Origin of the sequence: Rhodoplanes tepidamans (assembly GCF_030813915.1) — a bacterium.
In the GTDB taxonomy this organism is placed as follows: domain Bacteria; phylum Pseudomonadota; class Alphaproteobacteria; order Rhizobiales; family Xanthobacteraceae; genus Rhodoplanes; species Rhodoplanes tepidamans.
This window is the reverse complement of sequence record NZ_JAUSUJ010000030.1, coordinates 39,513-63,153: the sequence shown is the minus strand read 5'-3', so window position 1 is coordinate 63,153 and position 23,641 is coordinate 39,513. Positions and strand designations below refer to the sequence as shown.

Here is a 23,641-nt window from a genome sequence, read left to right as displayed (position 1 = left end):
GGGCGGCGCGCAGCGCCGAACCCGGAATCCAGCCAAGGACCTCCGAATTTGCCGCTGGATTCCGGGTTCGCGGGGCTTTGCCCCGCGCCCCGGAATGACGGCAGCCTTCTCAGCGCAGGCTGGTCGGGTCGCCGTTCGCCACGTCGAGGACGCGCAGCTGGGCCTTCTCGGCGCCCTGCCAGCGGTCGACGGCGAGGCAGCCGGCGACGTGGACGCGCCGGCCGCGGCTCTCCAGGAGCGCCCGGCCGAGCGGCTGGCCGGCGGCCCGGAACGCGATCGCCTCGACGAAGGCGCCGTCGCCGCCCTTCAGCCGCAGCTTCACGTGCGCCTGCCCCACCTCGTCCGCATAGGCGACCGTGTGGGAGGGCAGCGCCAGCACCGGCTCGGGATTGCCGGAGCCGTAGGGGCCGGCCTGCGCCAGCGTGCGGCACAGATCCGGGGTCACGGCGGCCGCCGACACGGCCCCGTCGATCTTCAGGGCGTGATCGCGCCGTGCGATCTCGACGGCGGGCGCCAGCGCCTCCTCCAGGAACGCCCGGAAGGCGCCGAGCGCGGTCTTGCGCAGCGTCACGCCGGCCGCCATGGCGTGGCCGCCGCCCTTCACCAGCAGGCCCTCCTGCAGGGCGCGCTTGACGGCGCGGCCGAGATCGACGCCGGGGATCGAGCGGCCCGAGCCGGTGCCGGTCTCGCCCGGCTCCATGGCGATGGCGAAGGCCGGGCGGCCGAAGCGCTCCTTCAGCCGCGCCGCGACGAGGCCGACGACGCCGGGATGCCAGCCGGCCGCCGCCGTCACCACCACGGCGCCCTTCTCCTCCAGGCCGAGCGCCGCCATCGCCTCGGCCTCGGCCTCGGCGACGGCCGCCTGCTCGATCACCTGGCGCTCGCGGTTGAGCCGGTCGAGCTCGGCCGCGATGGTCTGCGCCTCGACGGGATCGTCGAGCGTGAGCAGGCGGGCGCCGAGATCGGCGCGGCCGATTCGCCCGCCCGCGTTGATGCGCGGCCCCAGGAGGAAACCCAGGTGCCACGCCTCGGGCGGCCCGGAGAGACGAGAGACGTCCATCAGCGCGGTGAGGCCGACGCGCTCGCGCCGCTTCATGCCGATCAGGCCCTTGGCCACGAAGGCGCGGTTGAGCCCGACGAGCGGCACGACGTCGGCGACGGTGCCGAGCGCGACGATGTCGACATATTCGAGGAGATCCGGCTGCGGCCGCAGGTCGCTCCAGAAGCCGCGGCGGCGCAGCTCGCGCAGCAGCGCCACCACGGTCATGAACACGAGGCCGACCGCGCACAGATGGCCGAGCCTGGAGAGGTCGTCCTGGCGATTCGGGTTCACCAGCGCCACGGCCGGCGGCAGCGTCTCGTCGGCCATGTGATGGTCGACCACCACCACGTCGACGCCGAGCGTCTTCGCCTCGGCGAGCGGCTCGTAGCTCGACGTGCCGCAGTCGACCGCGACGATCAGCCGGGTCTTTCGCGCCGCGATCTGGCGGATCGCCTCGACGTTGGGGCCGTAGCCCTCGAAGATCCGGTCCGGGATGTAGATGTCGGGATCGAGGCCGCACTGGCGCAGCACCAGCGTCATCAGGGCGCTCGCGGTGGCGCCGTCGACGTCGTAGTCGCCGAACACGGTGACGCGCTCGCCGCGCTCCACCGCGTCGGCGAGCCGCGCGGCCGCCGGCTCCATGTCGGTGAGCACGGCGGGGTCCGGCATCAGCCGGCGAATGGTCGGGTCGAGATGCGCCGGCACGTCGTCGGGCTCGACGCCGCGCCCCGCGAGGACGCGCGCCAGGAGCTCCGGCGTGCCGTGCCGCTGCACGATGGCGACCGCCCGCTGGGTGGCGCGCTCGTCCAGCCGGTCGCGCCACACGCGCCCGGTGGCCGATTTCTCGACGCCGAGGAAGGGGGTCATTGGCAGCGCGGCCAGCCGCTCTTCCCCTCTCCCCCCGTGGGAGAGGGTGCCTGCGCGAAGCGCAGGCGGGTGAGGGGGCGGGCCGCGAACTCCGAGCGAGAGGAGAGCCCCCTCACCCGTGTTAGTGGACACTTGATTCTGGAGTCCTGGTGGGAAGTGCCGGGAAGGCCAATGAAGGGCTGAAATCCCAACGGCGGCGCGGGGTTCCGGCGGGCGGCGTGGTGTCTAAACCGGACGGGCATTTAGACACTTGATCCTGGAGGGCGGCGCGCCGGGACACATGATCCTGGAGGGCGGCGGCGCCGCGACGGCGCCCTTCGAAGATCCTTCGAAACCTCCGTATCCAACCTTCAAGGTGTTGTCGAGGCGCCGCTTTTCGTGTCGCCGGTGGCTGCCGAGCGAAGCGCTCCCACGCCGCTTCGGAGACCGGTCGAAGCGGCCGATGGCGGGGTCCGTGCAAATGTTCCGAGCCGATGTCACGTCGTGGCTCAAAACTAACGCGCCATCAACGTGATAATGAGAAATCGAGATGCCATCTTCCGCGGCCGGAACATTTGCAATCTCAGGGCCGCTCGATCGACGCCATCGCCCCGATCCCCGGCAGCATCATGACCTGGTAGCGCACGCCGCGGAACATCACCTCGGCGTCGAGCCGGTCCTTCTTGCCGACGGCCTCGAGCAGGTTGGCCGCCGCAGCGTCGAGCTCCGAGCGGTCGGCTTCCGGAGACAGGATCGCCATCAACACCGTGATGGTCGCGAGGAACTTGAGCCCGCCGAGAACGGCCTCCGCCTTGTCCGGCTGAGCCGCGACCGACAGTGTCCGCAACGCGCGCCGATCCGGCATCGAGCCGGAAACGACGCCGACGCCGGTTCCAGCCGCATATCGGCATGCCTGGAGCTTGTCTGTCTTGCAGCTCTCCAATGCCAGTCGCACAGCGAGCCCGAGCCGCTCGGCCGCCTTGTTGAAGGGCGCGGCGATCCCATCGACACGAAGCCCGCTGTTCGGCTGCGCCACACACGGCGACGCGAAGGCCAAGAACCCTGACACGAAAAGCCCGGAAAGCCATTTTCCCAAAACCGGCGACATGGTCCCCTCCCTCACAGGCTGCGCCCGACCCATCGCACTCTACCGATGATCCGAACCGGTTCAACCGTCGGGACATCTTCCTCGTCTGGATACAGCTCTCTGTTGTCGGCGCGCATCAGCAGGCAGCTGCCGCGGCGGCGGAGGCGTTTCACGAGGACCTGGTCCCCGATCGTGAACACGTAGATTCGCCCGTCGGCGACGCTGGTCTCGCCGAGCTCGACGAGCAGCGGGTCGCCGTCCTCGATCGTCGGCGACATGGAGTTTCCGGCCGCCTCGAGGAGGCGCACCTTCGAGGCCTTGAGACCGAGCCGGTCCAGAATCTGTCTCGGAAACGGCGTCGTCTCGGATTCTTCGTCGACGATCAGCAATCCGTCCCCGGCCGAGGCCCTGAATGCAAGACTTTGTATTAGTATTAATCTTTCCGGCCAGTTTTTTGTAGTCTCGACGGCCTCGCCTTTTCCCGTGACCAGATAGTCCAACGAAATTCCGCACGCCCTGGCGACGCTCGCGAGCTTCGCCAGGCTCGGCATCGTGGCGCCCGCCAGATAGGTGTTCAAGGTGCTCAGAGGAACACCGGAACGTGCTGAAACAAAAGCGTTTCCACCCGCGTCCTGAACGGCCCTCTTGAGCCGGTCGAACAGGCCTGTCCGGGTCAACTCCCACAGCTCGTCGGCGCGCGCCATCAGTAGTTCCGTCAAATCCAGCTTTTTAACTTGACGCGAATCCAAAGTTTTGGATTACTGACGCCTAGGTCACTTCCAACGGATGGCACCACCGCCGGGTGGTGCCCGGGGCTCTCTCCATGACCAATACCGGATGGCACCGCGCCGACATCGTCGCCGCAGTGCGCAAGAAGGGCTCGAACCTCGCCCAGCTCAGCCTCAGGCACGGCTACTGCGTGTCGGCGCTGCGGACCTCGCTCGGCTATCCGCGGACGCCCTCGAACAGGATCATCGCCGACTTCATCGGCGTGCCCCTGCACGAGCTGTGGCCGCAGTGGTTCGACGCGGCCGGCGAGCTGATCGGCCCGAAGACTCGCCGACGCCGCCGCCGGCCGCGTGGCGAAGGTCACACCAACCCGCCCGGCAAGTCCAGTCGAAAGCGCGGGAGGGCCTAGACATGGCGCGCCGCGACGAGGCCGACGGGCGGGGTGCGCTCGGGACCGTGGACATGCTGCCGCCGCTCGCCGACCACGCGGTGATCGAGGCGGTCGCCCGGCTGCGCGATCGCCGGATGACGCAGAAGGCGATCCACGCGGCCTTCAACGTGCGCCTGCACGCGCTCGGCCTCGAGCCGATCCCGCGTACCACCTTCTACCGCTGGGCGAAGCTCGGCCTGGCGCGCGGCTTCGCGCCGCGCCATCCGGCTCCGCCCGCCGGCGTCGTTCCCGCCACCGCATCGTCGCCCGCCTGCTGCCCGCACTGCGGCGCGCCGCTGCTCATCGTCGCGAGGCCCGCATGACCCTCCATCGCTTCGAGCAGGTGCCGTCGACTTCGGACAACCGCTGCGCCCGGTTCTGGCTGGTGCTGATCGTCGTCGTCGCGCTCACCTGCGCCTGGCTCACGGTCTCGGCCGTGATCCATCAGGCCCTGATCCGCGGAGGGCTGGTGCTGTGAGAGCCCTCCTGATCACCGCCGCGGTCGACGTCGCCGCGTGCCTCGCCCTCGCGGCGATCGTCGGCTCGCGCCTGATCGACGGCGCCGGCCGCGGCTTCGCCGCCGTCATCCAGATCGCGGTCATCCACGTCGCGGTGCTGCCATGAGCGCGCCCCGCACCGCCTTGGACGACGTCGCCGACGTGCTGACCGGCTTCGGCCTGGCGGTCGTGGTGATCATGATCGCCTGGAGCGCCTGGACGATCTGGACGCTGCCGACCGACAGCCTCGCGGGGCTGCCATGAGCAAGAAGCGACTGTCCCTCCAGAACCGGGTCAGAGCGGTGGTGGAAGCCACCCAGATGGCGACAGCCGACGGCGCCGGCAACGCGCCGTGGCAGATCGTCTTCGCGCTCGAGCAGCCCGCCGTAGATTTGGTCCGGGTGCGCTGCCTGGTCGACGAAGCCCTCCTCGATGCGGTCGAGGTCTATCAACGGCCCTATTACAGGCTTCGCGCCGCGAAGCTCGAAGAGATTCTGGGGATCGGCCACCACCCGGTCACGGCCGAAGCGGTCGCGAAGAAGGCCGCCAGCGAGGGCATGCGGGGGCACGACACACCCTGGATGGATTACGTCCGGGCGGTCCGGCTCGAGCCGGAACCATGGCGGCGGCCATGAGCGCCTCGCTGGCCGAGCAGCTGCAGGCCGTCACGCTGGCGCATGCCGGCGAGCGGGCGCGGGTGCGGCAGCAGCAGCGCGAGGGTCTCACCGGCCCCGAGCTGGAGCTGAAGCAGCGCCACGTGCTGGCGCTGCGCGCCGCCCGCGAGACGCTGGTCAAGCTGCTGAACGACGAGACGCCCGGCCGCGCCCGCCTGCAGCACGACGCCATGGTCGCCGCCCACGGCGCCCCCGACCTCTCCGATCCCACAGAACCGTACAGCGAGCGCCAATGAGCACGTCTCCCGCACCCGCGTCCCTTCCGCAGCCGGAGGACACGACCCTCGTCGAGATCGCGCTGATCGACGACAGCGATCGCCTGCGCCCGGTCGACCCGGATTGGGCCGCGGCGATCGCCGCCTCGTTCGAGGAGCGCGGCCAGGACACCGCGATCGACATCCGGCCGATCGACGGCGGCCGCTACAAGCTCACGGCCGGCGGGCACCGCCTTGCCGCGGCCAAGCTCTGCGGCTGGAGCCACATCCTCTCCAAGGTCGTGCAGCGCAACGACCTCGAGGCCCGGCTCGCCGAGATCGACGAGAACCTGATCCGGGCCGAGCTGACGGCGCTCGACCGTGCCGTGTTCCTCTGGGAGCGCAAGCGGGTGTGGGAGCAGCTCAACCCTGCGGCGGCTCATGGCGGAGACAGGAAGTCTCAGAAGACAAAAGATAATTTCAAGTCGCCAACTTGGCGACTTGATCGCTTCTCGGCCGACGCGGCCGAAAAATGCGGGTTGTCCGAGCGTACGATCCAGCGCGCATGCGAGTTGGCCGAGAAGCTCGGGCCCGACACGATCGCGCTGCTTCGCAGGACCTCCGTCGCGGACAATCAGACGCAGCTCCAGGCTCTGGCGCGGCTGTCCGACGACGAGCGCGAGGCGGTCCTGGGGCAGATCGGCGGCGACCTGGACGGCTTCTCGCTGTCCGCCGCCCTGCGGGCCGCCGGCCTGAAGCCGGAGGAGGACGCCGACGAGGCGGTCTACCGCGCCCTGGTCGGCGCCTGGTCGCGCGCCTCCAACAAGGTGAAGCGGCGCTTCCAAGCCCACATCGGCAAAGCCTGACGTCCGCACCTCTCCTCGGGGCCGGGGGGCCACCCGTGACCAAGCGCAAGAAGCCAGTCACCGGACAGGGCGATCTCTTCGCCTACGCGGCCGCCGTGCCGGCCGGTGCGCTGTTCCCGGTCCGGGACCGGACGGCCGTGCTGGATGTCGACATCTCGCTGAAGTTCAAGACCGCACTCGGTCGTGCCCTGCGCGAGCATCACGAGAGCGCCGCGGTGGTCGCCGCCCGCATGTCCGAGATCGTCGGGCGGCAGATCACCGAAGCGGCGCTCTATGCGTTCACGGCGCCGGCGAAGCCCGAGCACGACATCGGCATCGTGCGCCTGAAGGCCTTCATCCGGGTCACGGGTGCGACGTGGCTGTGGGACGTGCTCGTCGAGGACGACGGCCTGATCGTGATGCAGGGCCGCGAGGCCCACCTGGCGCAGCTCGGCCTCCTTCAACAGGAACAGCAGCGAGTCGACGAGCAGATCCGCGCCTTGCGGCGTGAGCTGAAGGCGCGGCCCGTCGCCGTCGCTCACCGGCGGAGTGCCCGCTGATGCGCGAGTGGTTCACCCTGGCCGAGCTTCTCGACGTGGGCTCTCTGGCGCTGCCGACCGACATGGGTGCGTTGTCACGCCTGGTCGAGCGCGAGGGTTGGCGCGCCGACACGCGGCGGTGCCGCCGGCGTGAGGGAAAAGGCGGCGGGTGGGAATACCACATCAGCAAGTTCCCGGCCGACGTCCAGGCGAAGCTCGTCGCCCGGGAGATGTCGGACGACGTCGATCCGGCACAGGCCCGCTCGGCCCGCCTCTCCGCCTTGTGGGACCGCTTCGCCACGCTCTCCGATCGCGCCAAGCAGGAGGCCCGCGACAAGCTCGCGGCGGTCGACCGGATCGACCTCCTGTCGCGCGGTATGGCGCGGCAGGTCGCCGTGGCACTGGTGGCGCGGGAGACCGGCGTCTCCGCCTCGACGCTGTGGGGCTGGCTGCGCGCCGCCGCCGAGGTGCCGGCGAGCGACCGCCTCGCCGCGCTCGCCCCGCGCCACGCCGGCCGCACCGCCACGGCCGACTGCCATCCGCAGGCCTGGGCCTATCTGGTCGCCGACTATCTTCGCCCGGAGCAGCCGGCGTTCTCGGGCTCCCACGGCCGCATGATGCAGGCGGCCGAGGCACAGGGCTGGGCGCCGATCCCCAGCGCGAAGACCCTTCAGCGCCGCATCGAGAAGGAATTCCCGCGCGGCCTGCGCACGCTGCTGCGCAAGGGATCGGAGGCGGCGGCCCGCACCTATCCGGCGCAGACCCGCGATCGCTCGGTGTTCCGCGCCATGGAGGCCGTCAACGCCGACGGTCACACCTTCGACGTGTTCGTCCGCTGGCCGGACGGCACCGAAGCCCGCCCGGTGCTGATCGCGGTCCAGGACCTCTATTCGGGCAAGATCGTCGGGCACCGGCTCGACCGCTCGGAGTCCTGGCACGCGGTCAGGCTCGCCTTCCGGGACGCGGTCGAGAGCTTCGGCCTGCCCGAGCGGGCATGGCTCGACAACGGCCGCGCCTTTGCCTCGAAGTGGATGACGGGCCGGCAGGAGACGCGCTACCGCTTCAAGATCAGGGCCGACGAGCCGGAGGGCATCCTCACCGGCCTGGGCATCCAGGTGCACTGGGCGACGCCCTATCACGGACAGGCGAAGCCGATCGAGCGCGCGTTCCGCGACCTCACCGAGACGATCTCGAAGCATCCGGCCTGCGCCGGCGCCTACACGGGCAACAAGCCCACCGCGAAGCCGGACAACTACGGCTCGGCCGCCGTGCCGCTGGCCGAGTTCCAGGCGCTCGTGGCGGCCGAGATCGCTCGCCACAACGCGCGGCCCGGCCGGCGCACCGCCACGGCCAAGGGGCGCTCCTTCGACGAGACGTTCCGCGAGTCCTATGAGCACCCGCACACGCTGGTGCGCAAGGCATCGCCCGTGCAGCTGCACGAGCTGATGCTGGCGGCCGAGGCCGTCACGGCGCGCCAGCCCGACGGCAGCCTCTACCTCGCCGAGAGCCGCTACTGGTCCGCGGCGCTGGTCGACCACATCGGCAAGAAGCTGGTCGTCCGCTTCGATCCCGACAACCTGCTCGAGCCCGTGGCCGCCTACACGCTCGACGGCCGCTTCATCGCGCAGGCCGATTGCATCGAGAGCGCCGGCTTCGACGACATCGCCGCCGCGCGCGAGCACGCGCGCAAGCGCAAGGCCTATCTGCGCGCGCTGCGCGAGGCGCGCGACCTCTCGATCACGCTCACGGCCGAGGACCTGGCCCGGCTGGCGCCGCGTGCCGCGCCGGCCGCGCCGCCGCCCTCGCCCAAGGTGGTGCGGCTGGTGGTCGGCGGCCGCCGCGCCGCGGCCGCGCAGGCGATCGCCGCCCCGGCCGAGACCGAGGCAGAGCCCGATCTCGGCACCGGCGTCGGCGCGCTGCTGCGCGAGTGCGAGGCGCGCGGCGTGGTGCCGTTCGCGCGGCGTGAAAAAGACGAGGGCGGCGCACCGGCCTGACCGGCCGGGCGACCGCCCCGAAGTGACAACCAAGCAGGAGACAGATGATGATGATCGAGACGATCAGCAAGCCCGACTCCGCCGCGCCGGCGGCGCCGGCGGCCCCGGCCGCGAAGGCCGAGGTGTGGGGCCCGCCGAAGGGCGAGCCGGCCCCGCGCGACACCATCACGTACAACGTGTGGTCCGTCACGCGCGAGAAGGTGCGAGAGATCGCCACGCGCGAGCGGTGGTCGAAATCCGAGGTCGCGCGCCGCAGCGCCGTGCCGCTCGGCACTCTCTCGCCCTGGTACGACGGCACGTACACGGGCCAGACCGACGCGATCACCGAACGCGTCGTGAAGTGGCTCGACTCGGTCGAGGAGATGAAGACGGCTGCCGCCGCGATCCCGGAGGCGCCCGGCTACGTGACGACGCCGACCTCGCAGTCCGTGGTCGACACGCTGCTCTACGCCCAGATGATGCCCGAGATGGTGATCGTCACGCTCGGCGCCGGCATGGGCAAGACGACCACGGCCCGCCACTTCGCCGAGTCGCGGCCGAACGTGTTCCTGGTGACGATGCGGCCGACCACGGCCGGAACCCACGCGATGCTGCAGGAGCTCGCCATCGCGCTCGACGTGACGGAGCGCAATCCCGGCCGGCTCGACCGCTCGATCGGTCAGCGCCTCAAGCGCAACGGCCGCCACACGCTGCTGATCGTCGACGAGGCGCAGAACCTCTCGGATCTCTCGATCAACCAGCTGCGCTACTTCCTCGACGAGTACGGCTGCGGCATCGCCCTGCTCGGCAACGACGAGGTCTTCTCGCGCTTCGGGCGCGGCGAGCCCAAGCCCGGCCACGGCCAGATCCACCGCCGCATCGGCAAGCGGGTGCACCGCCTGTCGCCGCAGCACGCCGACGTCGAGGCGCTGCTCGACGCCTGGTCGATCGAGGACCGCGAGGCGCGCCGCCTGCTGCACGGCATCGCCCGCAAGCCCGGCGCGCTCGGTCAGGTCGACAAGACCATCCGGCTCGCGACCATCATGGCCGCCACCCGCGGCCAGCCGCTCGCCATCGATCACGTCCGCGCCGCCTGGGCCGACCGCAGCGGCGAGGAGCCGCGCGGCGCGGCCGCGTGAGGGAGGGGATCATGCGCACGACACACATCACCATTCCCGTGCCGGCCGAGCTGCACGTCAACACGCGGCAGCTCGTCGCGACCTTCGCCGAGGCGCTCGCGGCGAAGTTCCGCGAGGCCGAGCTGAAATACGGCCACGCCGACGGCTGGCTGTGGGACGACTGGGAGGAGGAGTGCCGCCGCGGCCTGATGGAGCACGTCGCCAAGGGCGATCCGCGCGACGTGGCCATCTACGCCGCCTTCCTGTGGCATCGCGGCTGGTCGACCGCCGCTCCGGTGGAGGGCTGACATGCGCACTGATCCCCCGCTCTCGCAGCACCTGGCGCGGCTCGCCTTCTGGGCGGATCGCATTCGCAACGGCACCCACGAGATCACGCCGCAGGGGCAGGAAGACTTCGCGGCGACCCTGCATCTGTGCGCCGAGGCGGCCGAGAAGCTGGAGGCCGATCTCGCGGCGGCGCTGGCGGCGCGCGACGATGGCCTCGGCGGCGCCGTGCCGCGGCCGTCGGCCGAGCCGCCGATCCCGTCGGATCACCTCACCACGCTGGTGGCGATCGCCTCCGGCCAGGTGCCCGGCGTGGTGCTGCTGCCGGTGCGCCACCAGGCGGCGCCGCGCTTCGGCGAGGCCGGCGGCCCCATGGGAGGCGACGCGGCATGAGCGACGGCACCGTCAGCATCCGGATGATCCTGCGCGCCGTCGGGCTGGCGTGGGGCATTCCCGGCCACGTGATCCGCTCGGCGCGGCGCACCGCCGACGTCGCGGCGCCACGGCACGCCGTCTGCCTGCTCGCCCGGGAGATGACGCAGCTGAGCTTCCCGGCGATCGGCCGCCTGCTGGGCAACCGCGACCACAGCACCATCATCCAGGCCGCCCAGCGCGCCGAGGAGCTGGCCGCCACCGATGCGGGCTTCGCGCACCGCCTGTCGGTGGCGCGGCAGACCGTTCTCACGTCGCTCGGCACGGCCGAGCAGTGGCAGGACGCCGACGCCGTCCAGATCGCCGAGCGCGTGATGGCCGCCGACCCGTGGCGGGCCGCGACCGACCTCGCCGTCGACGAGGTCGTCGCGGTCGCGGCCCGGGCCGTCGCGCTGGAGGAGGTCGCGGCGACCTCCTATCGGCTGCTCGCCCTGCTCGACGAGCACGACCGGCTGCGCCGCGGCGGCTTCGCCGACGCCGCGGCGATCCGGCGCGCCAACGACATCGCCGTGCAGGCCCGTGCCTTCGCCGATGCCCTCGCCGATGCCCTGCAGGGCCTCGGCTACGAGTACGCCGAGCCCGCCGAACTCCCCCAGCCCCAGGAGACCGCCGATGCAAGTCCTCGCCCCTGACGGCACGCCCGTCGACACCGGCGCCTATGCGGCGTCGACGCCGCCCGCGCCGCCCGCGCCCGCGCCCGACACCGGCGTGATCACGGTGGGCCCGCACCGCTACATGCGCGATGCCGCCGGCCGGCTGGTGCCGGTCGAGACGGTGCGTCCCGAGCACCTGCTGGAGGACCAGATGGTCCGCAAGATCGTCGGCTATGCCGAGGATCTGTCGGCCCAGATCGCCCGCTTCCGCGGCCACACCTTCGACGACGTCGCCAGCTTCGCGGAGTTGATCAGCGAGCGCTGGGGCGTCAAGTGCGGCGGTTCGCGTGGCAACGTGACCTTCACCAGCTACGACGGCTGCCTGAAGGTCCAGGTGCAGGTGCAGGACCAGATCGGCTTCGGGCCCGAGCTGCAGGTCGCCAAGACCCTGGTCGATGCCTGCATCACGGCGTGGTCGGCCGACTCGCGGCCGGAGATCCGGGCCCTGGTCGAGCACGCCTTCCAGGTCGACCAGGAGGGCCGGATCAACCGCGCCGCCCTGTTCCAGCTGCGCCGGCTGCAGATCGACGACGCCGGCTGGATCAGGGCCATGGAGGCGATCGGCGCCGCCATTCGGGTGATCGGCTCGAAGCAGTACGTGCGCTTCTACAAGCGCGCCACCCCGCGCGACGCGTGGGTTCCCATCACCATCGACCTCGCCAGCGCCTGATCAGGAGAGTCGCCGATGTTGAAGATGACCGAGCCCGGCGAATGGCGGTGGCGCTTCGCGCTGCTCCCGTTCCGCTTCACCGACACCTACACGGGGCAGTCCGTGTGGATCTGGTGGCACTGGTACCGCATCCGCCAGCACGGGGCGGTGACACAGATCTGGATCAGATCCTGAAGGAGACCGTCATGACATCCCCGACCACCCCGCCCACCGACGCCACCATCCAGCGCGCCGGCTGCGCCATGGGCGGCAACACCGTCACGCTCACGCTCACCTGCACCACGGTCCCGGCGGCGCGCGATCTGTTCCGCCGGCTCAATGCGGCGGTCGAGCGCGGCGAGCTGACCACCCTGCTGCGCGCCGGCGAGGTGTCGCCATGATGGGGCTCACCGCACGCCAGCGCGAGACGCTCGACTGGATCACCCGCTACATGGCCACCCACACCCACGCCCCGAGCCTGCGCGAGATCGCCGCGGGCCTCGGCATGGCGACGCCCAAGCAGGCGCAGGCCGTGCTGCAGCGTCTGGAGGATCGCGGCCACCTCACCTGGCGCCGGGGCGCGGCCCGCTCCATCGTGCTGACCGGCGCCGCCTCGCCGCCCGTTCCGGCCGGCCTCCCGGCCGATCTGCAGGCCCGGCTCGCCGCCTACTGCGCGTCCGCCGGGCTCGCGCCGGCCGACGTCGTCGCCCGCGCCGTCTCGGACCATCTGCAGGCCGCGCACATCAGGACGGTGTGTGCCGCTGCCGGCGTCACCGCGGTGGTGTCGTCATGACCGCCGCCGCCCCCACCTCCGGCCCGGCCTCGTCGCGTCAGATCGGCGCCATGCACGCGCTCAAGGCGCGGCTGGGGCTCGACGACGCGGCCTATCGCGACCTGATCGAAGGCCTCACCGGCCAGCGCTCCGCCAGGGCGCTCACCGGCGCGCAGGCCGGCGTCGTGATCGACCACTTGAAAGTGCTATCGGGCCAGCGCCCGAACGTCCCTCGAACGGCCTTCGAGAGCGGCCTGCCGGCGACGCTGCCGGCCAGCCTCGCCCCCGAGCCGCTGGCCAAGGGCGCGCTGACGATCGACGGCCCCTACGGCGCCAAGCTGCGCGCCCTGTGGATCGCGGCGCACGACCTCGGCGTGGTGCGCGACCGCACCGACGTGGCGCTCGTCCGCTTCGTCGAGCGCCAGACGAAGATCGCCCATCCGCGCTGGCTGCGCGACGCGGCCGACGCCATGAAGGCGATCGAGGCGCTGAAGGGCTGGATCGCGCGGGAGGGCGGCGTGGACTGGCCGGCCCGCGACAAGCAGCAGACCAACGAGCAGCACGCCGCCGAGGTCAAGCGCGCCGTGATCACGGCGCAGTGGCTGGGCCTGGTGAAGCTCGGCGCCGTGCGGGTCTACATCGCCGCCCGCCCGCTCGAGTCGCTGGACGGCTACGCGCTCAAGGTCGCCGGCCGGCCGGGCTGGGCCCAGTTCCAGCCGCACGATTACGCCGTCGTGCAGGCGGCGCTGGGCCGCAAGCTGCGCAAGGCGCTGGCCGGGAGGGCAAAGCCGTGAGCAGGCACCCGAAGGCCGTGGCGCTGTCGAAGGAGCTCGTCGCGATGCTGGCGGCCCATCTCGACGACGGCGGGTCGTTCCCGGAGATCGCGGGCGCGGTGACGTCCGCCGTCGCCCTGGTGCTCGGGCTCGCGTCTCGGGCCGAGCGCGCGGCGGTGGTCGAGACGATCGTCGAGAAGCTGCCGGAGACGGCCGAGAAGATGGCCGTGCTGGTCGTCGAGACGCGGCTCCACATGGCGCTCGGCGAGACGGGAGGGGGGTCGTGAAGATCATCACCGTCTTCCAGCCCTGGGCCTCGCTGATCGCCATCCAGGCGAAGCCGTACGAGTTCCGTGAGCGGCCCTACAACCACTACATCAATCCGCCCGAAACCGGCGAGCGGATCGGCATTCATGCGGCGCAGCGGCCGGTGCGGCTCTCGGAGGTCGGCAATCTCCTGGACCGTCTCGACTCGCACGATCCGGACGACACGCCGTGTCTCGTCGAGGAGATCGCCCGGCCCTTCCTCATGCGCGCCTACGCATGGCTCGTCGCGGAGCGCGAAGCCGGCCTGCGGCGCCGGCGCTCCGCCGCCGTGACGGTAGACACCGCCGAGATCGCGGCCGCCATGGGCCACGCCGACGCACTGCGATTGCCGCTCGGCGCCATCGTCTGCACGGCCGTGATCGGCAAGCCGATGCGTGGCGACGACACCTTCAACTGGGGCTGGCCGATGCAGGACGTCGAGCCGGTCGTGCCGCCGTTCCCCTGCAAGGGATCGCAGGGCTGGTGGCAGTACAACGGGGCGCTGTCATGACCGCCGCATCGTCCTCTGCTCGTGAGATCGCGCTGGAGCGGCCGCAGATCCGTGTCGCAGCCAGCGCGGCCGGGCACACCGTCGTCCAGTTCCAAGGCGTCTTTGGGGCATTCAGCGCATGGCTGACTGCCGCCCAGCGCCGGCTGCTGGTCGCTTCGCTCCGTCACGTGATGGACAGCCGCACCCTGGGCGGCCTCACCGTCACGATCGATCTCGATGTTTCTCCAGACCATCCGCCACGTCGGGCCAGCGCGGTGTTGATCTCGTCGGATGGCGCGAGCCTGGTACTGGCGCTCCTTGGATTCGACGATCAGGTGCTGGCCGCATCGCGCCTCGACCAGGCATCGATCGACATCCTGCAGGGAGAGCCCGGGTGAACGCCATCGTGATGCCGGCCGAGAGCTTCGCCGAGCTGGCCTTCGAGCTGCGCGTCTATGCGCGCCGCGAATGCGCCTCGAACCTCGACGTCGAGGTGTTCCTGGCGTCGCAGCCGGGGGGCCCGACGCCGGATCACCGACGCCTCGTCGCGGACCTGCAGGCGTCGGCCGAGCGGATCGGCCGCGCCGCCATGCTCCTCTCGCTTCTCGCTCCTCACGAGGCCGCGGTGCGGGCGCTCGTGGCGGCTCCCGTTCCCGCACCGGAGAACGTTCATGGCCTTCGAGCAGCTGATCATCGCGTCGCCGGCTGACGCCTGGGATGCGCGCGTCTCCCTCGTGTGCCTCGGCACCGCCGCCCGCCGGAGCCCGAAGCCGAGCATGACGGTGATGCTGAGCCGTGCCCTGATGGCGCGCGCGAAAGTCTATCACGAAGACCGGTTCGACGTGCTGCTCGGCACCGGCGACGACGCCGGCATGATGCGGCTCGTTCGGGCGAAGAATGGCGCGGCGAAGGGCGTCGTCGTCGGCGGCGGCAAGGCGATGAAGATCAACTGCGGCCATGTCGCCCGCTTCGGCGAGAGCGCGCAGCCGCGGCAGGACTGTGCGGTCGACCTTCTGGCCGACGGCGCGATCGAGATCACCCTCCCGCGCTGGGCGCTGGCGAGCGAGACGGAGTGACGCCCATGCCCGTGCATCTCGGCCGCGAGATCTTCCCAGACGAAGTGATGACGGCCGACTGGGGCCGCGTCATGCGCATCTTCCTGGAGCGCGTGAAAACCCTGCCTCTCGCGGGCACGTCGGCCCGCGACCTGATCGACCTCTGGATGCACGAGCTGAAGATCAGGCGCCGCAACGCGGCTCGCCGCCGGGAGGCGTGAGATGTGGACCCTCGATCGCATCGACACGCTCAAGTCGCTGTGGAGCGCCGGCCGCAGCGCCGCCATCATCGCCTGCGAGCTCGGCGTCACCCGCAACGCCGTGATCGGCAAGGTGCACCGGCTGCAGGAGGCGGGCGAGTTCGACACCTTCCCGCGGCCGCCCGGGCCGCCGGTGGTGCGGCTGCCCAGCGGCCCGGCCCGCAAGGCGCCGGCGGCCCGGCCGCCGAAGCCCCCGGCCGAGCCCCGGACGAAGCCCGCCAAGCCGCGGCGGGCGACGCTGCTGCGGCAGATGGGCATGGACGTCGTGCCGGCCACGCCCGCGCAGGCGCGGCCCGAGCAGCTGGCGGCGGAACGCAGCACGGCCTGGACGCGCGCCGAGGTGCGGGCGCCGGGCGAGCGGCCTTGCACCCTGATCGAGCTGACGCACGACCGCTGCCGCTGGCCGCTCGGCGATCCGGCCGCCGAGAGCTTCCGCTACTGCGGCGGGGCGCGCGCTCACAAGTCCTACTGCGCCCACCACGGCGCGCTCGCCTACCAGCCGAGGAGGTGATCATGTCGGTCGACGACGAGGTGACGGTGCGGGTGCTGGAGGCGCTGCCGACGACCCGCCGCGAAAAGGGCCTCTCCCTGCACGGCGTCCAGAAGGACGCCGGCGTCTTCGCCCCCGTGACGGTCTACAACGAGCTGCAGGCCCTGAAGCGCAAGGGATGCGTCGAGGCGGAGCGCGGCCGGGTCCGCGGGCGGGACGGGGACCTCTGGAGGCGCACATGACGCTCGACGTCACCGTCTCCGACCACGCGGTGCTGCGCTGGCTGGAGCGCGAGGGCGGGCTCGACGTCGAGGCGGTGCGGCGCGCGCTCGCCGCGTCGGTCGGCCGCGCCGTGGCGGCCGCCGACCGGGTCGGCGGCGGGCGCTACCGGATCGTCACCGACACCTCGACGTTCGTCGTCGTGTCCGGCGTCGTCGTCACGGTGCTGCCGAGCCGGCGGGGGGCGCGGCGATGAAGCGATACGGCACCGTCGATTTCGAGCAGGTGGTCGCGGGCGAGGAATACCTGCGAGCCATCGACGAGCTGTGGCGCGGCGCCGGCTACAGCCGCGCAGGGGCGCGAGGGTGGGCCGACGGCGCAGGGCATTTTTCGGTGACGCTGACCTGGAGCCTGACCACGAAAGGCGGCGCCCAGCGCCTCGCGACCTACACGATCAAGAGGCTGCGCCGAGCATGACCCCGCTCCCCGATCCGCCGCCCGAGGTGATGCGGCTCGCCGAGGTGATCGGCGTGCCGGCCGCGCTGGCGCTGATCGAGGCGTTCCCGGGCCTGCGCGTCTACGTCCCCAAGGCGCCGACCGAGCGCATCGTCTCGGCGATCGGCACCGCGGCGGCGGCGCAGCTCGCCCGCGCCTATGGCGGCGAGTATCTCAAGGTGCCGTCCGCCAAGCCGTGGCGGGTGGCGATCTACCGGGGCCGCGGCCTCTCCTACGCGGAGATCGCCCGCCGCACGGGCTTGTCAGAGGACGGCGTCTGGCGCATCTTGTCGCGCGCCGAGATGACCTCGCCGCAGCTCGACCTGTTCGAGCGCTGAGGGCCTCCGAGCCCCTCACACCCGCCGCGGCGGGCGTGCCCCGAAATCCGGATCCCACCTAGTGTCATCCCCGCTCCTGGGGGATGGCCGTGAAGCAGAATTTCGCGAAATCGCTGCAGCGCGTGCTCGTCTACGAGGGCGGGTACAGCAATCATCCGAGCGACCCCGGCGGCCCGACCAACAAGGGCATCATCCAGCGCGTCTACGACGGCTACCGGAAGGCGGAGGGCCTGGAGCCGCGCAGCGTGCGCGAGCTGACCAAGGCCGAGCTGACCGACATCTACAGGCGCCAGTACTGGGACAAGGTCCAGGCCGACCGGCTGCCGGCCGGCGTCGACTTCGTCATGTTCGATTCGGCCGTCAACTCCGGTCCGTCGCAGGCCACCAAATGGCTGCAGCGCGCGCTCGGCAGCGTGCAGGTGGACGGCGAGCTGGGCGAGGCCACGATCGCGGCCGCACAGGCGCATCCGGATCACGACGCGCTGATCGCCGGCGTGCTGTCGCGCCGGCTCGGCATGCTGCAGAACCTGCGCACCTGGTCGGTGTTCGGCGTGGGCTGGGGCCGCCGCGTCGCCAGCGTCCGGGCGATCGGCCAGGCCTGGGCGGCCGGCAGCGTCGGCCCGCCGCCCCAGGTGTCGGTGCACGAGGAGGGCGGCGCCGCCAAGGCGCTGCCGTCCGACGTCGCGCTGCCCAAGGTCTCGGCCGAGGCCGGCACCACCACGGCGATCGGCGGCGGCGGCGTGGCCGCAACGATCGACCAGGCCAAGGACGCGCTCGCGCCCGTCGTCGGCACCAGCAAGACCATCGACCTGATCTTCACCGTGCTGACCGTGGTCAGCGTCGCCGTGGTGATCGGCGGCGCCGGCTGGGCCCTGTGGGCCGCCATGAAGCGCCGCCGCGCCGAGCGCGCCTGGTCGGGCGAGGCGACGGCCGATCTCGACAGCGGGGTGCCCGCATGACCATCGCCCGTATCGTCGCATGGACCCTCGCCGGCGGCTGGAAGAAGCTCTTGCTCGTCTTGGTCGCGCTGGCCATCGGCTGGCTGGTGTGGGCGATCTGGGACGCCGGCTACCAGACGGCCGAGCAGAAATGCGATGCCGCCGCCGCGCTCGCCCGCGCCCGGAAGGCCGAGCGCGAGCGCGACGCCGCCGGCACGCTCGCGACATCCCAACAGCAGACCGCCGCCGCGCTCGCCGCGCGCGACCTCGCCGCACAGGAGCAGATCCGTGACCTCACCTCCGAGATCGAGCGGCTGCGCGCCGCGGCCCGCCCGGGCGTGGCGCCGGGCGCCGGCGCTCTGCTCGACGATCGTTGCGGCCTCACTGATCGGGGGCTGCAGCTCCTTGGGCGGTAGTGCCGTCAGGCCCGAGACGACCGCGGCGATCCCGCCGGCGCCGGCCTATCTGCAGCCGGTCGCCGTGCCGGCGCCGAAGCGGGGCGAGAACGCCCTGCTGGTCGCCAAGCGCGAGAAGCTCGGCCGCGAGAAGGCGAACACGATCATCGGCGCCGCGAGGCGCGACTGGACCTGCATGCGCACCGGCCTCGCCGGCGAGGCGGCGGGCAACTGCGGGAGCGCGAAGTGAGCGTCGACGCCACGCTGCTCGCGCTGGCCGGCCCGGCCGTCGCGCTCGCGGCGCTCGCCTACACGATCGTGCAGACGCGCAAGAAGGCCTCGGCCGAGGCGCTCGCCAAGATCGAGGGAAAGGTCGAGGCGAAGGCCGACGCCGCGGTCGTCACCGCGCTGGCCGGCCGGATCGACGACGTGACCCACCGCGTGACGAAGGTCGAGGACGAGATTGCACACATGCCGGATCGCGAGACCACCCACCGCCTCGAGCTGTCGATCGCCGAGATGCGGGGCGAGATGAAGACGCTGGCCGAGCGGATGAAGCCGGTCGCCGCCATCAGCGAGCGGCTGCAGGAGCTGATGCTGCAGGAGGGCCGACCCCGGTGAACACCATGGACCGCATGATCCGCGAGGAGGCCCGACTCATCCTGCTGCGCACGCTCGCCGGCCAGGTCGACGGCCGGCTGAACTCCGAGCTGCTGCGCCTGCAGCTGACCACCTTCGGCATCTCGAAGCCGCGGCCGTGGGTGCACGACGAGCTGGCCTATCTGGCCGAGATGGGCGCCGTGACGCTCGTCGACGCCGGCTCCGTGCGGGTCGCGACCCTGACGGCGAAGGGGCAGGAGCACGTCGACCGCCTGCGCGTGATCGAGGGCGTCAAGCGCCCGTCGCCGCCCGAGGCCTGAGATGGCGCAGGGCCGCGGCCAGATCTCCGCCCTCGACCGCCTGCCCGACTGGGCCGACGAGGCGAAGCTGTGGGCGTTCGGCGAGCTGAAGAAGCGGGAGCGGACGCAGCTCGACATCCTGGAGGAGTTCAACGCCCGCCTGCGCGCCGCCGGCCTCACGGCCGGGGTCATGGACCCGCCGCAGGTCTCGCGCTCCGCCTTCAACCGGGCCTCGATGCGGCTCTCGGTGCTCGGCCGCCGCCTCGCCGAGGCGAAGGAGATCGCCGCCGTCCTGGCGCCGAAGCTGGAGGAGGCCGGCGACGACTCCCTCACGCTCCTGGTGTCCGAGTCGATCAAGATGCTCGCCCACGAGATGCTGTCCAACGCCGGCGAGCTGGAGGCCGACGGCGACACGGCCCAGATGCTGATGTTCACCGGCCGCGCCCTGGAGCACGCCGAGAAGGCCAAGCGCATCAGCAGCGACACGCGGGTGAAGCTCGAATCGGAGTGGCGGGCCAAGACGGCCAAGACGGTCGACGCGGTCGCGAAGCAGCAGGGCCTCTCGGCCGACGTGGTCGAGCAGATCAAGTCCCGCATCCTCGGCGTTGCGGTGCCGACGCCGAGGACGGCGGAGCCGGCGCCGCCGGAGCCGCCCGCCGGTGACGCGTCGTGACCGGGCCACTCGTCACCCCCGAGGACTGGGCGCGCCATCGGCACGAGATGCTGGCCGCGCTGCCGCCGGCGCTGGCGGGTGAAAGCCTGCCGGCCGTGCTGCTGCCCTACCAGCGCGAGCTGCTCGCGGCGACGGCGCGCACGCAGCTGGTCGTCGTCGACAAGAGCCGCCGGATCGGGGCGACCTGGGGCATCGGCGCCGACGCGGTGCTGACGGCCGGTAGCCAGAAGTCCGCCGGCGGCATGGACGTGCTCTATCTCGGCTACAATCTCGACATGGCGCGCGAGTTCGTCGACTGCTGCGCCATGTGGGCCAAGGCGTTCATGCCGGCGTGCTCGTCCGTCCAGGAGTTCCTGTTCGTGGAACAGGACGAGAAGGGCGCCGACCGCGCCATCCAGGCGTTCCGGATCAGCTTCGCGAGTGGCTTCGAGATCGTCGCCCTGTCGAGCCGGCCGCGCTCGCTGCGCGGCCGCCAGGGCTACGTGATCCTCGACGAGTTCGCGTTCCACGACGATGCCGACGCGCTGCTGCAGGCCGCCATGGCGCTGCTGATCTGGGGCGGCAAGGTGCTGGTGATCTCCACCCATTTCGGCGTCGACAACCCGTTCAACGCGCTCATCCAGGAGATCCGCGAGAAGCGCCGGCCCGGCGAGGTGGTGCGCTGCACGTTCGACGATGCGCTCGAACAGGGCCTCTATCAGCGCATCTGCCTGGTCGGCGGCAAGCCCTGGTCGCCCGAGGCCGAGGCCAGGTTCCGCGCCGACATCCGCGGCTTCTACGGAGCCGGCGCCGCCGAGGAGCTGGACTGCGTCCCGTCGCAGGGCACCGGCGTCTATCTCACCAGCGCCCTGATCGAGGCCTGCATGACGGCCGAGGCGCCGGTGCTGCGGCTCGCGTGCCCGAAGGGCTTCGAGCTGCGGCCGGACGCGGAGCGCGCGAGCGTCGTCGACGACTGGCTCGAGGAGCACGTCGCGCCGGTGCTGAAGACGCTCGATGCCCGGCTGCGCCACGCCTACGGCTGGGACTTCGCCCGCTCGGGCGACCTCTCCATCATGGCACCGCTGGCCGAGGGTCGCGACCTGGTGCGGCGGACGCCGTTCGTGATCGAGCTGCGCAACGTGCCGTTCCGCGAGCAGGAGCGGGTCCTGTTCCATGTCGTCGACCGGCTGCCGCGCTTCTGCGCCGGCAAGCACGACGCCCGCGGCAACGGCCAGGCGCTCGCCGAGTACGCCATCCAGAAGTACGGCGCGCTGGCGATCGAGGCGGTGATGCCGAGCCAGCCCTGGTACATCGCCAACGTGCCGCCGCTGAAGCGGCGCTTCGAGGACCGCACGATCGCGATTCCGCGCGACGCCGACCTCAAGGACGACATGCGCCAGATCAAGATGGTGCGCGGCGTGCCGAAGGTCCCGGACGATGCGCACACGTCGGGCACGGACGGCGGCCAGCGGCACGGCGACTTCGCCATCGCCCTGGTGCTCGCCAACGCCGCCATGGACGCCGGCGCGATCGAGTACGGCTACCGCCCCGTCACGGCCGCGCCCCGCGCGCTCGGCGAGGCGCCCCGCGATTCGTGGATGTATGCCGACGCCGAGGACCGTCCCTCGGCGCGGCCGCAGGACGTCAGGGGGCGGCTGTGAGCCTGCCGGAGCCATCGACCCCTTTCGGTCGCGCTCTCACGCGGGCGTCGACGCGTGCAGCGGCCGTCCACGGGCTCGCCGAGCAACGACGAGCTGCGGGCGATCTACGGCAAGCGGGGGCACCGATGACCTCGCCCCTCCGGAGCCCCGTGGTGCGTCCGGCGCGGCGGAGCGCCCGTCGGGGCGGATCGCGTACGCAGAGCCTTCCATGGGCTTTTAAGCCCCTTCAAATCGCCCGCTGATCGCGGACCGGAGGTCCCATGCCGCGGCTGTCGAAAATCCTCGGGCCCGACGGGTCGCCGGTCGACCTCGACGCGCTGTTCGGGCCGCCCAAGGCGGGGCCGTCTCTCACCAGCGTGCGCTCGCCGATCTCCGGCCATCCGGCCGAGGGGCTCACGCCGGCGCGGCTCGCCGCCATCCACCGCGCCGCCGCCAACGGCGACCCGCTCCTGTACCTGGAGCTGGCCGAGGACATCGAGGAGCGCGACCTGCACTACGCGGCCGTGCTCGGCACCCGCCGGCGCCAGGTCGCCCAGCTCCCCGTCACCGTGGAGGCGGCGAGCGACGCGGCCGAGCACGTCGCCCATGCCGACCTGATCAGGGACTGGCTCAAGGAGGGCGTGCTCGACGCCGCCCTGTTCGACATGCTCGACGCGATCGGCAAGGGGTACTCGATCCTGGAGATCGAGTGGGACTCGACCCCCGGCGCCGTGCTGCCGCGGCGGCTCGACTTCCGGCCGCAGCGCTGGTTCGAGCTCGACCAGGTCGACTACGAGACGCCGATGCTGCGCGAGGCGACCGGCCTGGAGCCGCTGGCGCCGCACAAGTTCGTCGTGCACCGGCATCCGTCCAAGAGCGGCCTCACCATTCGCTCCGGCATTGCGCGGGTCGCGTCGTGGGCCTGGATGTACAAGGCCTTCACGCTGCGCGACTGGGCCATTTTCGTCCAGAACTACGGGATGCCCGTGAGATTGGGCAAGTACCACCCGGCCGCCTCCGAGCAGGAGAAGGACGTGCTGTGGCGTGCGGTGGCCAACATCGCCGGCGACTGCGCCGCCATCATTCCACAGGGCATGGAGATCGACTTCGTCGAGGCGGCCCGGGCCAAGCAGGGCTCGGCCGGCGAGCTGTACTCCGATCGCGCCGACTGGTTCGACCAGCAGGTCAGCAAGGCCGTGCTCGGCCAGACCGCGACCACCGACGCGATCGCCGGCGGCCATGCCGTCGGCCAGGAGCATCGCCTCGTGCAGGAGGACCTGGAGCGCTCCGACGCCAAGCTCCTCGCGGCGACGCTCACGCGGCAGCTCGTGCCGCACCTGATCGCGTTCAACTTCGGACCGCAGAAAAGGTATCCGAAGATCCTGATCGGCCGACCAGACGAGGTGCCGATCGAGATCATCGTCAACGCGCTCGACAAGCTCGGCCCACAGGGCCTCACGGTCGAGGTGAGCCAGATGCGCGACCGCCTGGGCTTCGAGGAGCCCGCCGCGGGCGCCGAGGTGATCGGCGGGCGTCCGCCGGCGCCGGCTCCGTCGTCGCCGGGCCGCGCGAGACCCGGTGATCCGTCCCTGCCGACGGAAGGCCCGGTCGATCCCGGCCGTGACGGCTCGCCGTCCCTCAACGCCGCCCGCCTGATCGTCTCGCGGCATGCCGTGCAGGCCGACCCCGAGCATGTCGAGCGGCTCACCGAGCGCGTCGCCCGCGACGCCGCCGGCGCCATGGCCGGGCTCACCGACGAGGTCGCCGCCGCCTTCGACGCGGCCACGGATCTGCGCGACCTCGCCGATCGCCTCGCCGCCCTGCAGCTCGACCCGACGGCGCTCGCCGAGGCGATGACCCGCGGCATGGCGCTGGCGCACCTCGCCGGCCAGGCCGCCCTGCTCGACGAGATCGAGGGGGAGTGAG

The 23,641-nt window shown here is 71.7% G+C and carries 41 protein-coding genes; 38 read left to right on the top strand and 3 right to left on the bottom strand.

The window, feature by feature from the left end:
* Positions 1-109: 109 nt before the first annotated feature.
* The 3 genes from recJ to J2S22_RS26800 form a co-directional block, all read right to left on the bottom strand.
* Entirely contained in the window at positions 110-1,909 is a 1,800-nt protein-coding gene (gene recJ, locus J2S22_RS26810; RefSeq protein ID WP_272778856.1) for a single-stranded-DNA-specific exonuclease RecJ, read from the bottom strand.
* 562 nt (positions 1,910-2,471) lie between these two features.
* Positions 2,472-2,996, bottom strand: coding sequence for a hypothetical protein (locus tag J2S22_RS26805; RefSeq protein WP_272778855.1), 525 nt, complete (start codon positions 2,994-2,996; stop codon positions 2,472-2,474).
* A gap of 11 nt (positions 2,997-3,007) precedes the next feature.
* Positions 3,008-3,679 (bottom strand): XRE family transcriptional regulator, encoded by a 672-nt coding sequence (locus J2S22_RS26800; RefSeq protein ID WP_272778854.1) that lies wholly within the window; start codon positions 3,677-3,679, stop codon positions 3,008-3,010.
* A gap of 119 nt (positions 3,680-3,798) precedes the next feature.
* On the opposite strand from J2S22_RS26800, the gene J2S22_RS26795 reads away from it, so the two are divergent.
* The 38 genes from J2S22_RS26795 to J2S22_RS26610 all read left to right on the top strand — a co-directional run bounded on the left by J2S22_RS26795 (position 3,799) and on the right by J2S22_RS26610 (position 23,640).
* Positions 3,799-4,113: a helix-turn-helix domain-containing protein gene (locus J2S22_RS26795; RefSeq protein ID WP_272778853.1), complete on the top strand. Its 315-nt coding sequence runs from the start codon at positions 3,799-3,801 to the stop codon at positions 4,111-4,113.
* 2 nt (positions 4,114-4,115) lie between these two features.
* On the top strand, positions 4,116-4,457 hold the full coding sequence (locus J2S22_RS26790; RefSeq protein WP_272778852.1) for a hypothetical protein: 342 nt from the start codon (positions 4,116-4,118) through the stop codon (positions 4,455-4,457).
* Positions 4,454-4,612 carry a hypothetical protein gene (locus tag J2S22_RS26785; protein ID WP_272778851.1) on the top strand — a complete coding sequence of 53 codons (159 nt, stop codon included), beginning with the start codon at positions 4,454-4,456 and terminating at the stop codon, positions 4,610-4,612. The genes J2S22_RS26790 and J2S22_RS26785 overlap by 4 nt, the downstream gene beginning before the upstream one ends.
* Positions 4,609-4,758 (top strand): hypothetical protein, encoded by a 150-nt coding sequence (locus J2S22_RS26780; protein ID WP_272778850.1) that lies wholly within the window; start codon positions 4,609-4,611, stop codon positions 4,756-4,758. Before J2S22_RS26785 ends, J2S22_RS26780 begins: the two co-directional genes overlap by 4 nt.
* Positions 4,755-4,895: a hypothetical protein gene (locus tag J2S22_RS26775; RefSeq protein ID WP_272778849.1), complete on the top strand. Its 141-nt coding sequence runs from the start codon at positions 4,755-4,757 to the stop codon at positions 4,893-4,895. The genes J2S22_RS26780 and J2S22_RS26775 overlap by 4 nt, the downstream gene beginning before the upstream one ends.
* Complete coding sequence (locus tag J2S22_RS26770) at positions 4,892-5,266, top strand: hypothetical protein (protein ID WP_272778848.1); 375 nt, start codon at positions 4,892-4,894, stop codon at positions 5,264-5,266. The genes J2S22_RS26775 and J2S22_RS26770 overlap by 4 nt, the downstream gene beginning before the upstream one ends.
* A complete protein-coding gene (locus J2S22_RS26765) occupies positions 5,263-5,541 on the top strand; it encodes a hypothetical protein (RefSeq protein WP_272840401.1) in 279 nt (92 codons plus the stop codon). Before J2S22_RS26770 ends, J2S22_RS26765 begins: the two co-directional genes overlap by 4 nt.
* Positions 5,538-6,365, top strand: a complete 828-nt coding sequence (locus J2S22_RS26760; protein ID WP_272778846.1) for a ParB N-terminal domain-containing protein — start codon at positions 5,538-5,540, stop codon at positions 6,363-6,365. The genes J2S22_RS26765 and J2S22_RS26760 overlap by 4 nt, the downstream gene beginning before the upstream one ends.
* Before the next feature lie 35 nt (positions 6,366-6,400).
* Positions 6,401-6,904, top strand: a complete 504-nt coding sequence (locus tag J2S22_RS26755; protein WP_272778845.1) for a hypothetical protein — start codon at positions 6,401-6,403, stop codon at positions 6,902-6,904.
* Positions 6,904-8,877, top strand: coding sequence for a transposase domain-containing protein (locus J2S22_RS26750; RefSeq protein ID WP_272778844.1), 1,974 nt, complete (start codon positions 6,904-6,906; stop codon positions 8,875-8,877). Before J2S22_RS26755 ends, J2S22_RS26750 begins: the two co-directional genes overlap by 1 nt.
* Positions 8,878-8,924: 47 nt before the next feature.
* Positions 8,925-9,995: an AAA family ATPase gene (locus tag J2S22_RS26745; RefSeq protein ID WP_272778843.1), complete on the top strand. Its 1,071-nt coding sequence runs from the start codon at positions 8,925-8,927 to the stop codon at positions 9,993-9,995.
* An 11-nt stretch (positions 9,996-10,006) separates the two neighbouring features.
* Complete coding sequence (locus J2S22_RS26740) at positions 10,007-10,282, top strand: hypothetical protein (protein ID WP_272778842.1); 276 nt, start codon at positions 10,007-10,009, stop codon at positions 10,280-10,282.
* 1 nt (position 10,283) lies between these two features.
* On the top strand, positions 10,284-10,652 hold the full coding sequence (locus tag J2S22_RS26735) for a hypothetical protein (RefSeq protein WP_272778841.1): 369 nt from the start codon (positions 10,284-10,286) through the stop codon (positions 10,650-10,652).
* Complete coding sequence (locus J2S22_RS26730) at positions 10,649-11,323, top strand: helix-turn-helix domain-containing protein (RefSeq protein WP_272778840.1); 675 nt, start codon at positions 10,649-10,651, stop codon at positions 11,321-11,323. Before J2S22_RS26735 ends, J2S22_RS26730 begins: the two co-directional genes overlap by 4 nt.
* Complete coding sequence (locus J2S22_RS26725; RefSeq protein WP_272778839.1) at positions 11,304-12,014, top strand: DUF3164 family protein; 711 nt, start codon at positions 11,304-11,306, stop codon at positions 12,012-12,014. Before J2S22_RS26730 ends, J2S22_RS26725 begins: the two co-directional genes overlap by 20 nt.
* Positions 12,015-12,029: 15 nt before the next feature.
* A complete protein-coding gene (locus tag J2S22_RS26720; protein WP_272778838.1) occupies positions 12,030-12,188 on the top strand; it encodes a hypothetical protein in 159 nt (52 codons plus the stop codon).
* Positions 12,189-12,199: 11 nt separating this feature from the next.
* Positions 12,200-12,394 carry a hypothetical protein gene (locus J2S22_RS26715; RefSeq protein ID WP_272778837.1) on the top strand — a complete coding sequence of 65 codons (195 nt, stop codon included), beginning with the start codon at positions 12,200-12,202 and terminating at the stop codon, positions 12,392-12,394.
* Complete coding sequence (locus J2S22_RS26710) at positions 12,391-12,786, top strand: LexA family protein (protein WP_272778836.1); 396 nt, start codon at positions 12,391-12,393, stop codon at positions 12,784-12,786. Before J2S22_RS26715 ends, J2S22_RS26710 begins: the two co-directional genes overlap by 4 nt.
* The gene (locus J2S22_RS26705; protein WP_272778835.1) at positions 12,783-13,559 is read left to right on the top strand and encodes a regulatory protein GemA; all 777 of its coding nucleotides are present in this window, start codon (positions 12,783-12,785) and stop codon (positions 13,557-13,559) included. Before J2S22_RS26710 ends, J2S22_RS26705 begins: the two co-directional genes overlap by 4 nt.
* Positions 13,556-13,825, top strand: coding sequence for a hypothetical protein (locus tag J2S22_RS26700; protein WP_272778834.1), 270 nt, complete (start codon positions 13,556-13,558; stop codon positions 13,823-13,825). The genes J2S22_RS26705 and J2S22_RS26700 overlap by 4 nt, the downstream gene beginning before the upstream one ends.
* Positions 13,822-14,355, top strand: a complete 534-nt coding sequence (locus J2S22_RS26695) for an ASCH domain-containing protein (protein ID WP_272778833.1) — start codon at positions 13,822-13,824, stop codon at positions 14,353-14,355. The genes J2S22_RS26700 and J2S22_RS26695 overlap by 4 nt, the downstream gene beginning before the upstream one ends.
* Positions 14,352-14,732, top strand: a complete 381-nt coding sequence (locus J2S22_RS26690; RefSeq protein WP_272778832.1) for a hypothetical protein — start codon at positions 14,352-14,354, stop codon at positions 14,730-14,732. The genes J2S22_RS26695 and J2S22_RS26690 overlap by 4 nt, the downstream gene beginning before the upstream one ends.
* On the top strand, positions 14,729-15,043 hold the full coding sequence (locus tag J2S22_RS26685; protein WP_272778831.1) for a hypothetical protein: 315 nt from the start codon (positions 14,729-14,731) through the stop codon (positions 15,041-15,043). Before J2S22_RS26690 ends, J2S22_RS26685 begins: the two co-directional genes overlap by 4 nt.
* On the top strand, positions 15,006-15,410 hold the full coding sequence (locus tag J2S22_RS26680) for a hypothetical protein (RefSeq protein WP_272778830.1): 405 nt from the start codon (positions 15,006-15,008) through the stop codon (positions 15,408-15,410). The genes J2S22_RS26685 and J2S22_RS26680 overlap by 38 nt, the downstream gene beginning before the upstream one ends.
* A 5-nt stretch (positions 15,411-15,415) precedes the next feature.
* On the top strand, positions 15,416-15,610 hold the full coding sequence (locus J2S22_RS26675; protein ID WP_272778829.1) for a hypothetical protein: 195 nt from the start codon (positions 15,416-15,418) through the stop codon (positions 15,608-15,610).
* A gap of 1 nt (position 15,611) precedes the next feature.
* Entirely contained in the window at positions 15,612-16,160 is a 549-nt protein-coding gene (locus tag J2S22_RS26670) for a GcrA family cell cycle regulator (RefSeq protein WP_272778828.1), read from the top strand.
* A gap of 2 nt (positions 16,161-16,162) precedes the next feature.
* Entirely contained in the window at positions 16,163-16,381 is a 219-nt protein-coding gene (locus J2S22_RS26665) for a hypothetical protein (protein WP_272778827.1), read from the top strand.
* Complete coding sequence (locus J2S22_RS26660; RefSeq protein WP_272778826.1) at positions 16,378-16,614, top strand: hypothetical protein; 237 nt, start codon at positions 16,378-16,380, stop codon at positions 16,612-16,614. The genes J2S22_RS26665 and J2S22_RS26660 overlap by 4 nt, the downstream gene beginning before the upstream one ends.
* Positions 16,611-16,835 carry a hypothetical protein gene (locus J2S22_RS26655; protein ID WP_272778825.1) on the top strand — a complete coding sequence of 75 codons (225 nt, stop codon included), beginning with the start codon at positions 16,611-16,613 and terminating at the stop codon, positions 16,833-16,835. Before J2S22_RS26660 ends, J2S22_RS26655 begins: the two co-directional genes overlap by 4 nt.
* The gene (locus tag J2S22_RS26650) at positions 16,832-17,191 is read left to right on the top strand and encodes a winged helix-turn-helix transcriptional regulator (protein ID WP_272778824.1); all 360 of its coding nucleotides are present in this window, start codon (positions 16,832-16,834) and stop codon (positions 17,189-17,191) included. The genes J2S22_RS26655 and J2S22_RS26650 overlap by 4 nt, the downstream gene beginning before the upstream one ends.
* A gap of 89 nt (positions 17,192-17,280) precedes the next feature.
* Positions 17,281-18,150, top strand: a complete 870-nt coding sequence (locus J2S22_RS26645; protein WP_272778823.1) for a glycoside hydrolase family 108 protein — start codon at positions 17,281-17,283, stop codon at positions 18,148-18,150.
* On the top strand, positions 18,147-18,545 hold the full coding sequence (locus tag J2S22_RS26640; RefSeq protein WP_272778822.1) for a hypothetical protein: 399 nt from the start codon (positions 18,147-18,149) through the stop codon (positions 18,543-18,545). Before J2S22_RS26645 ends, J2S22_RS26640 begins: the two co-directional genes overlap by 4 nt.
* Positions 18,535-18,774, top strand: coding sequence for a hypothetical protein (locus J2S22_RS26635; RefSeq protein WP_272778821.1), 240 nt, complete (start codon positions 18,535-18,537; stop codon positions 18,772-18,774). The genes J2S22_RS26640 and J2S22_RS26635 overlap by 11 nt, the downstream gene beginning before the upstream one ends.
* On the top strand, positions 18,771-19,145 hold the full coding sequence (locus J2S22_RS26630) for a DUF2730 family protein (protein ID WP_272778820.1): 375 nt from the start codon (positions 18,771-18,773) through the stop codon (positions 19,143-19,145). Before J2S22_RS26635 ends, J2S22_RS26630 begins: the two co-directional genes overlap by 4 nt.
* Positions 19,146-19,150: 5 nt before the next feature.
* On the top strand, positions 19,151-19,444 hold the full coding sequence (locus J2S22_RS26625) for a VpaChn25_0724 family phage protein (protein ID WP_272778819.1): 294 nt from the start codon (positions 19,151-19,153) through the stop codon (positions 19,442-19,444).
* A gap of 1 nt (position 19,445) precedes the next feature.
* Positions 19,446-20,096 carry a DUF3486 family protein gene (locus J2S22_RS26620; RefSeq protein ID WP_272778818.1) on the top strand — a complete coding sequence of 217 codons (651 nt, stop codon included), beginning with the start codon at positions 19,446-19,448 and terminating at the stop codon, positions 20,094-20,096.
* Entirely contained in the window at positions 20,093-21,736 is a 1,644-nt protein-coding gene (locus J2S22_RS26615) for a hypothetical protein (RefSeq protein WP_272778817.1), read from the top strand. Before J2S22_RS26620 ends, J2S22_RS26615 begins: the two co-directional genes overlap by 4 nt.
* 260 nt (positions 21,737-21,996) lie before the next feature.
* A complete protein-coding gene (locus J2S22_RS26610; RefSeq protein ID WP_272778816.1) occupies positions 21,997-23,640 on the top strand; it encodes a DUF935 domain-containing protein in 1,644 nt (547 codons plus the stop codon).
* The last annotated feature ends 1 nt before the right edge of the window (position 23,641 follow it).

Excerpts from the sequence above, each read along its gene's own strand:
- recJ (WP_272778856.1), bottom strand. The coding sequence starts at position 1,909 with ATGACCCCCTTCCTCGGCGTCGAGAAATCGGCCACCGGGCGCGTGTGG.
- J2S22_RS26805 (WP_272778855.1), bottom strand. The coding sequence starts at position 2,996 with ATGTCGCCGGTTTTGGGAAAATGGCTTTCCGGGCTTTTCGTGTCAGGG.
- J2S22_RS26800 (WP_272778854.1), bottom strand. The coding sequence starts at position 3,679 with ATGGCGCGCGCCGACGAGCTGTGGGAGTTGACCCGGACAGGCCTGTTC.
- J2S22_RS26795 (WP_272778853.1), top strand. The coding sequence starts at position 3,799 with ATGACCAATACCGGATGGCACCGCGCCGACATCGTCGCCGCAGTGCGC.
- J2S22_RS26790 (WP_272778852.1), top strand. The coding sequence starts at position 4,116 with ATGGCGCGCCGCGACGAGGCCGACGGGCGGGGTGCGCTCGGGACCGTG.
- J2S22_RS26785 (WP_272778851.1), top strand. The coding sequence starts at position 4,454 with ATGACCCTCCATCGCTTCGAGCAGGTGCCGTCGACTTCGGACAACCGC.
- J2S22_RS26775 (WP_272778849.1), top strand. The coding sequence starts at position 4,755 with ATGAGCGCGCCCCGCACCGCCTTGGACGACGTCGCCGACGTGCTGACC.
- J2S22_RS26770 (WP_272778848.1), top strand. The coding sequence starts at position 4,892 with ATGAGCAAGAAGCGACTGTCCCTCCAGAACCGGGTCAGAGCGGTGGTG.
- J2S22_RS26765 (WP_272840401.1), top strand. The coding sequence starts at position 5,263 with ATGAGCGCCTCGCTGGCCGAGCAGCTGCAGGCCGTCACGCTGGCGCAT.
- J2S22_RS26760 (WP_272778846.1), top strand. The coding sequence starts at position 5,538 with ATGAGCACGTCTCCCGCACCCGCGTCCCTTCCGCAGCCGGAGGACACG.
- J2S22_RS26750 (WP_272778844.1), top strand. The coding sequence starts at position 6,904 with ATGCGCGAGTGGTTCACCCTGGCCGAGCTTCTCGACGTGGGCTCTCTG.
- J2S22_RS26745 (WP_272778843.1), top strand. The coding sequence starts at position 8,925 with ATGATGATCGAGACGATCAGCAAGCCCGACTCCGCCGCGCCGGCGGCG.
- J2S22_RS26740 (WP_272778842.1), top strand. The coding sequence starts at position 10,007 with ATGCGCACGACACACATCACCATTCCCGTGCCGGCCGAGCTGCACGTC.
- J2S22_RS26735 (WP_272778841.1), top strand. The coding sequence starts at position 10,284 with ATGCGCACTGATCCCCCGCTCTCGCAGCACCTGGCGCGGCTCGCCTTC.
- J2S22_RS26730 (WP_272778840.1), top strand. The coding sequence starts at position 10,649 with ATGAGCGACGGCACCGTCAGCATCCGGATGATCCTGCGCGCCGTCGGG.
- J2S22_RS26725 (WP_272778839.1), top strand. The coding sequence starts at position 11,304 with ATGCAAGTCCTCGCCCCTGACGGCACGCCCGTCGACACCGGCGCCTAT.
- J2S22_RS26720 (WP_272778838.1), top strand. The coding sequence starts at position 12,030 with ATGTTGAAGATGACCGAGCCCGGCGAATGGCGGTGGCGCTTCGCGCTG.
- J2S22_RS26715 (WP_272778837.1), top strand. The coding sequence starts at position 12,200 with ATGACATCCCCGACCACCCCGCCCACCGACGCCACCATCCAGCGCGCC.
- J2S22_RS26710 (WP_272778836.1), top strand. The coding sequence starts at position 12,391 with ATGATGGGGCTCACCGCACGCCAGCGCGAGACGCTCGACTGGATCACC.
- J2S22_RS26705 (WP_272778835.1), top strand. The coding sequence starts at position 12,783 with ATGACCGCCGCCGCCCCCACCTCCGGCCCGGCCTCGTCGCGTCAGATC.
- J2S22_RS26690 (WP_272778832.1), top strand. The coding sequence starts at position 14,352 with ATGACCGCCGCATCGTCCTCTGCTCGTGAGATCGCGCTGGAGCGGCCG.
- J2S22_RS26680 (WP_272778830.1), top strand. The coding sequence starts at position 15,006 with ATGGCCTTCGAGCAGCTGATCATCGCGTCGCCGGCTGACGCCTGGGAT.
- J2S22_RS26675 (WP_272778829.1), top strand. The coding sequence starts at position 15,416 with ATGCCCGTGCATCTCGGCCGCGAGATCTTCCCAGACGAAGTGATGACG.
- J2S22_RS26670 (WP_272778828.1), top strand. The coding sequence starts at position 15,612 with ATGTGGACCCTCGATCGCATCGACACGCTCAAGTCGCTGTGGAGCGCC.
- J2S22_RS26665 (WP_272778827.1), top strand. The coding sequence starts at position 16,163 with ATGTCGGTCGACGACGAGGTGACGGTGCGGGTGCTGGAGGCGCTGCCG.
- J2S22_RS26660 (WP_272778826.1), top strand. The coding sequence starts at position 16,378 with ATGACGCTCGACGTCACCGTCTCCGACCACGCGGTGCTGCGCTGGCTG.
- J2S22_RS26655 (WP_272778825.1), top strand. The coding sequence starts at position 16,611 with ATGAAGCGATACGGCACCGTCGATTTCGAGCAGGTGGTCGCGGGCGAG.
- J2S22_RS26650 (WP_272778824.1), top strand. The coding sequence starts at position 16,832 with ATGACCCCGCTCCCCGATCCGCCGCCCGAGGTGATGCGGCTCGCCGAG.
- J2S22_RS26640 (WP_272778822.1), top strand. The coding sequence starts at position 18,147 with ATGACCATCGCCCGTATCGTCGCATGGACCCTCGCCGGCGGCTGGAAG.
- J2S22_RS26625 (WP_272778819.1), top strand. The coding sequence starts at position 19,151 with ATGGACCGCATGATCCGCGAGGAGGCCCGACTCATCCTGCTGCGCACG.
- J2S22_RS26620 (WP_272778818.1), top strand. The coding sequence starts at position 19,446 with ATGGCGCAGGGCCGCGGCCAGATCTCCGCCCTCGACCGCCTGCCCGAC.
- J2S22_RS26610 (WP_272778816.1), top strand. The coding sequence starts at position 21,997 with ATGCCGCGGCTGTCGAAAATCCTCGGGCCCGACGGGTCGCCGGTCGAC.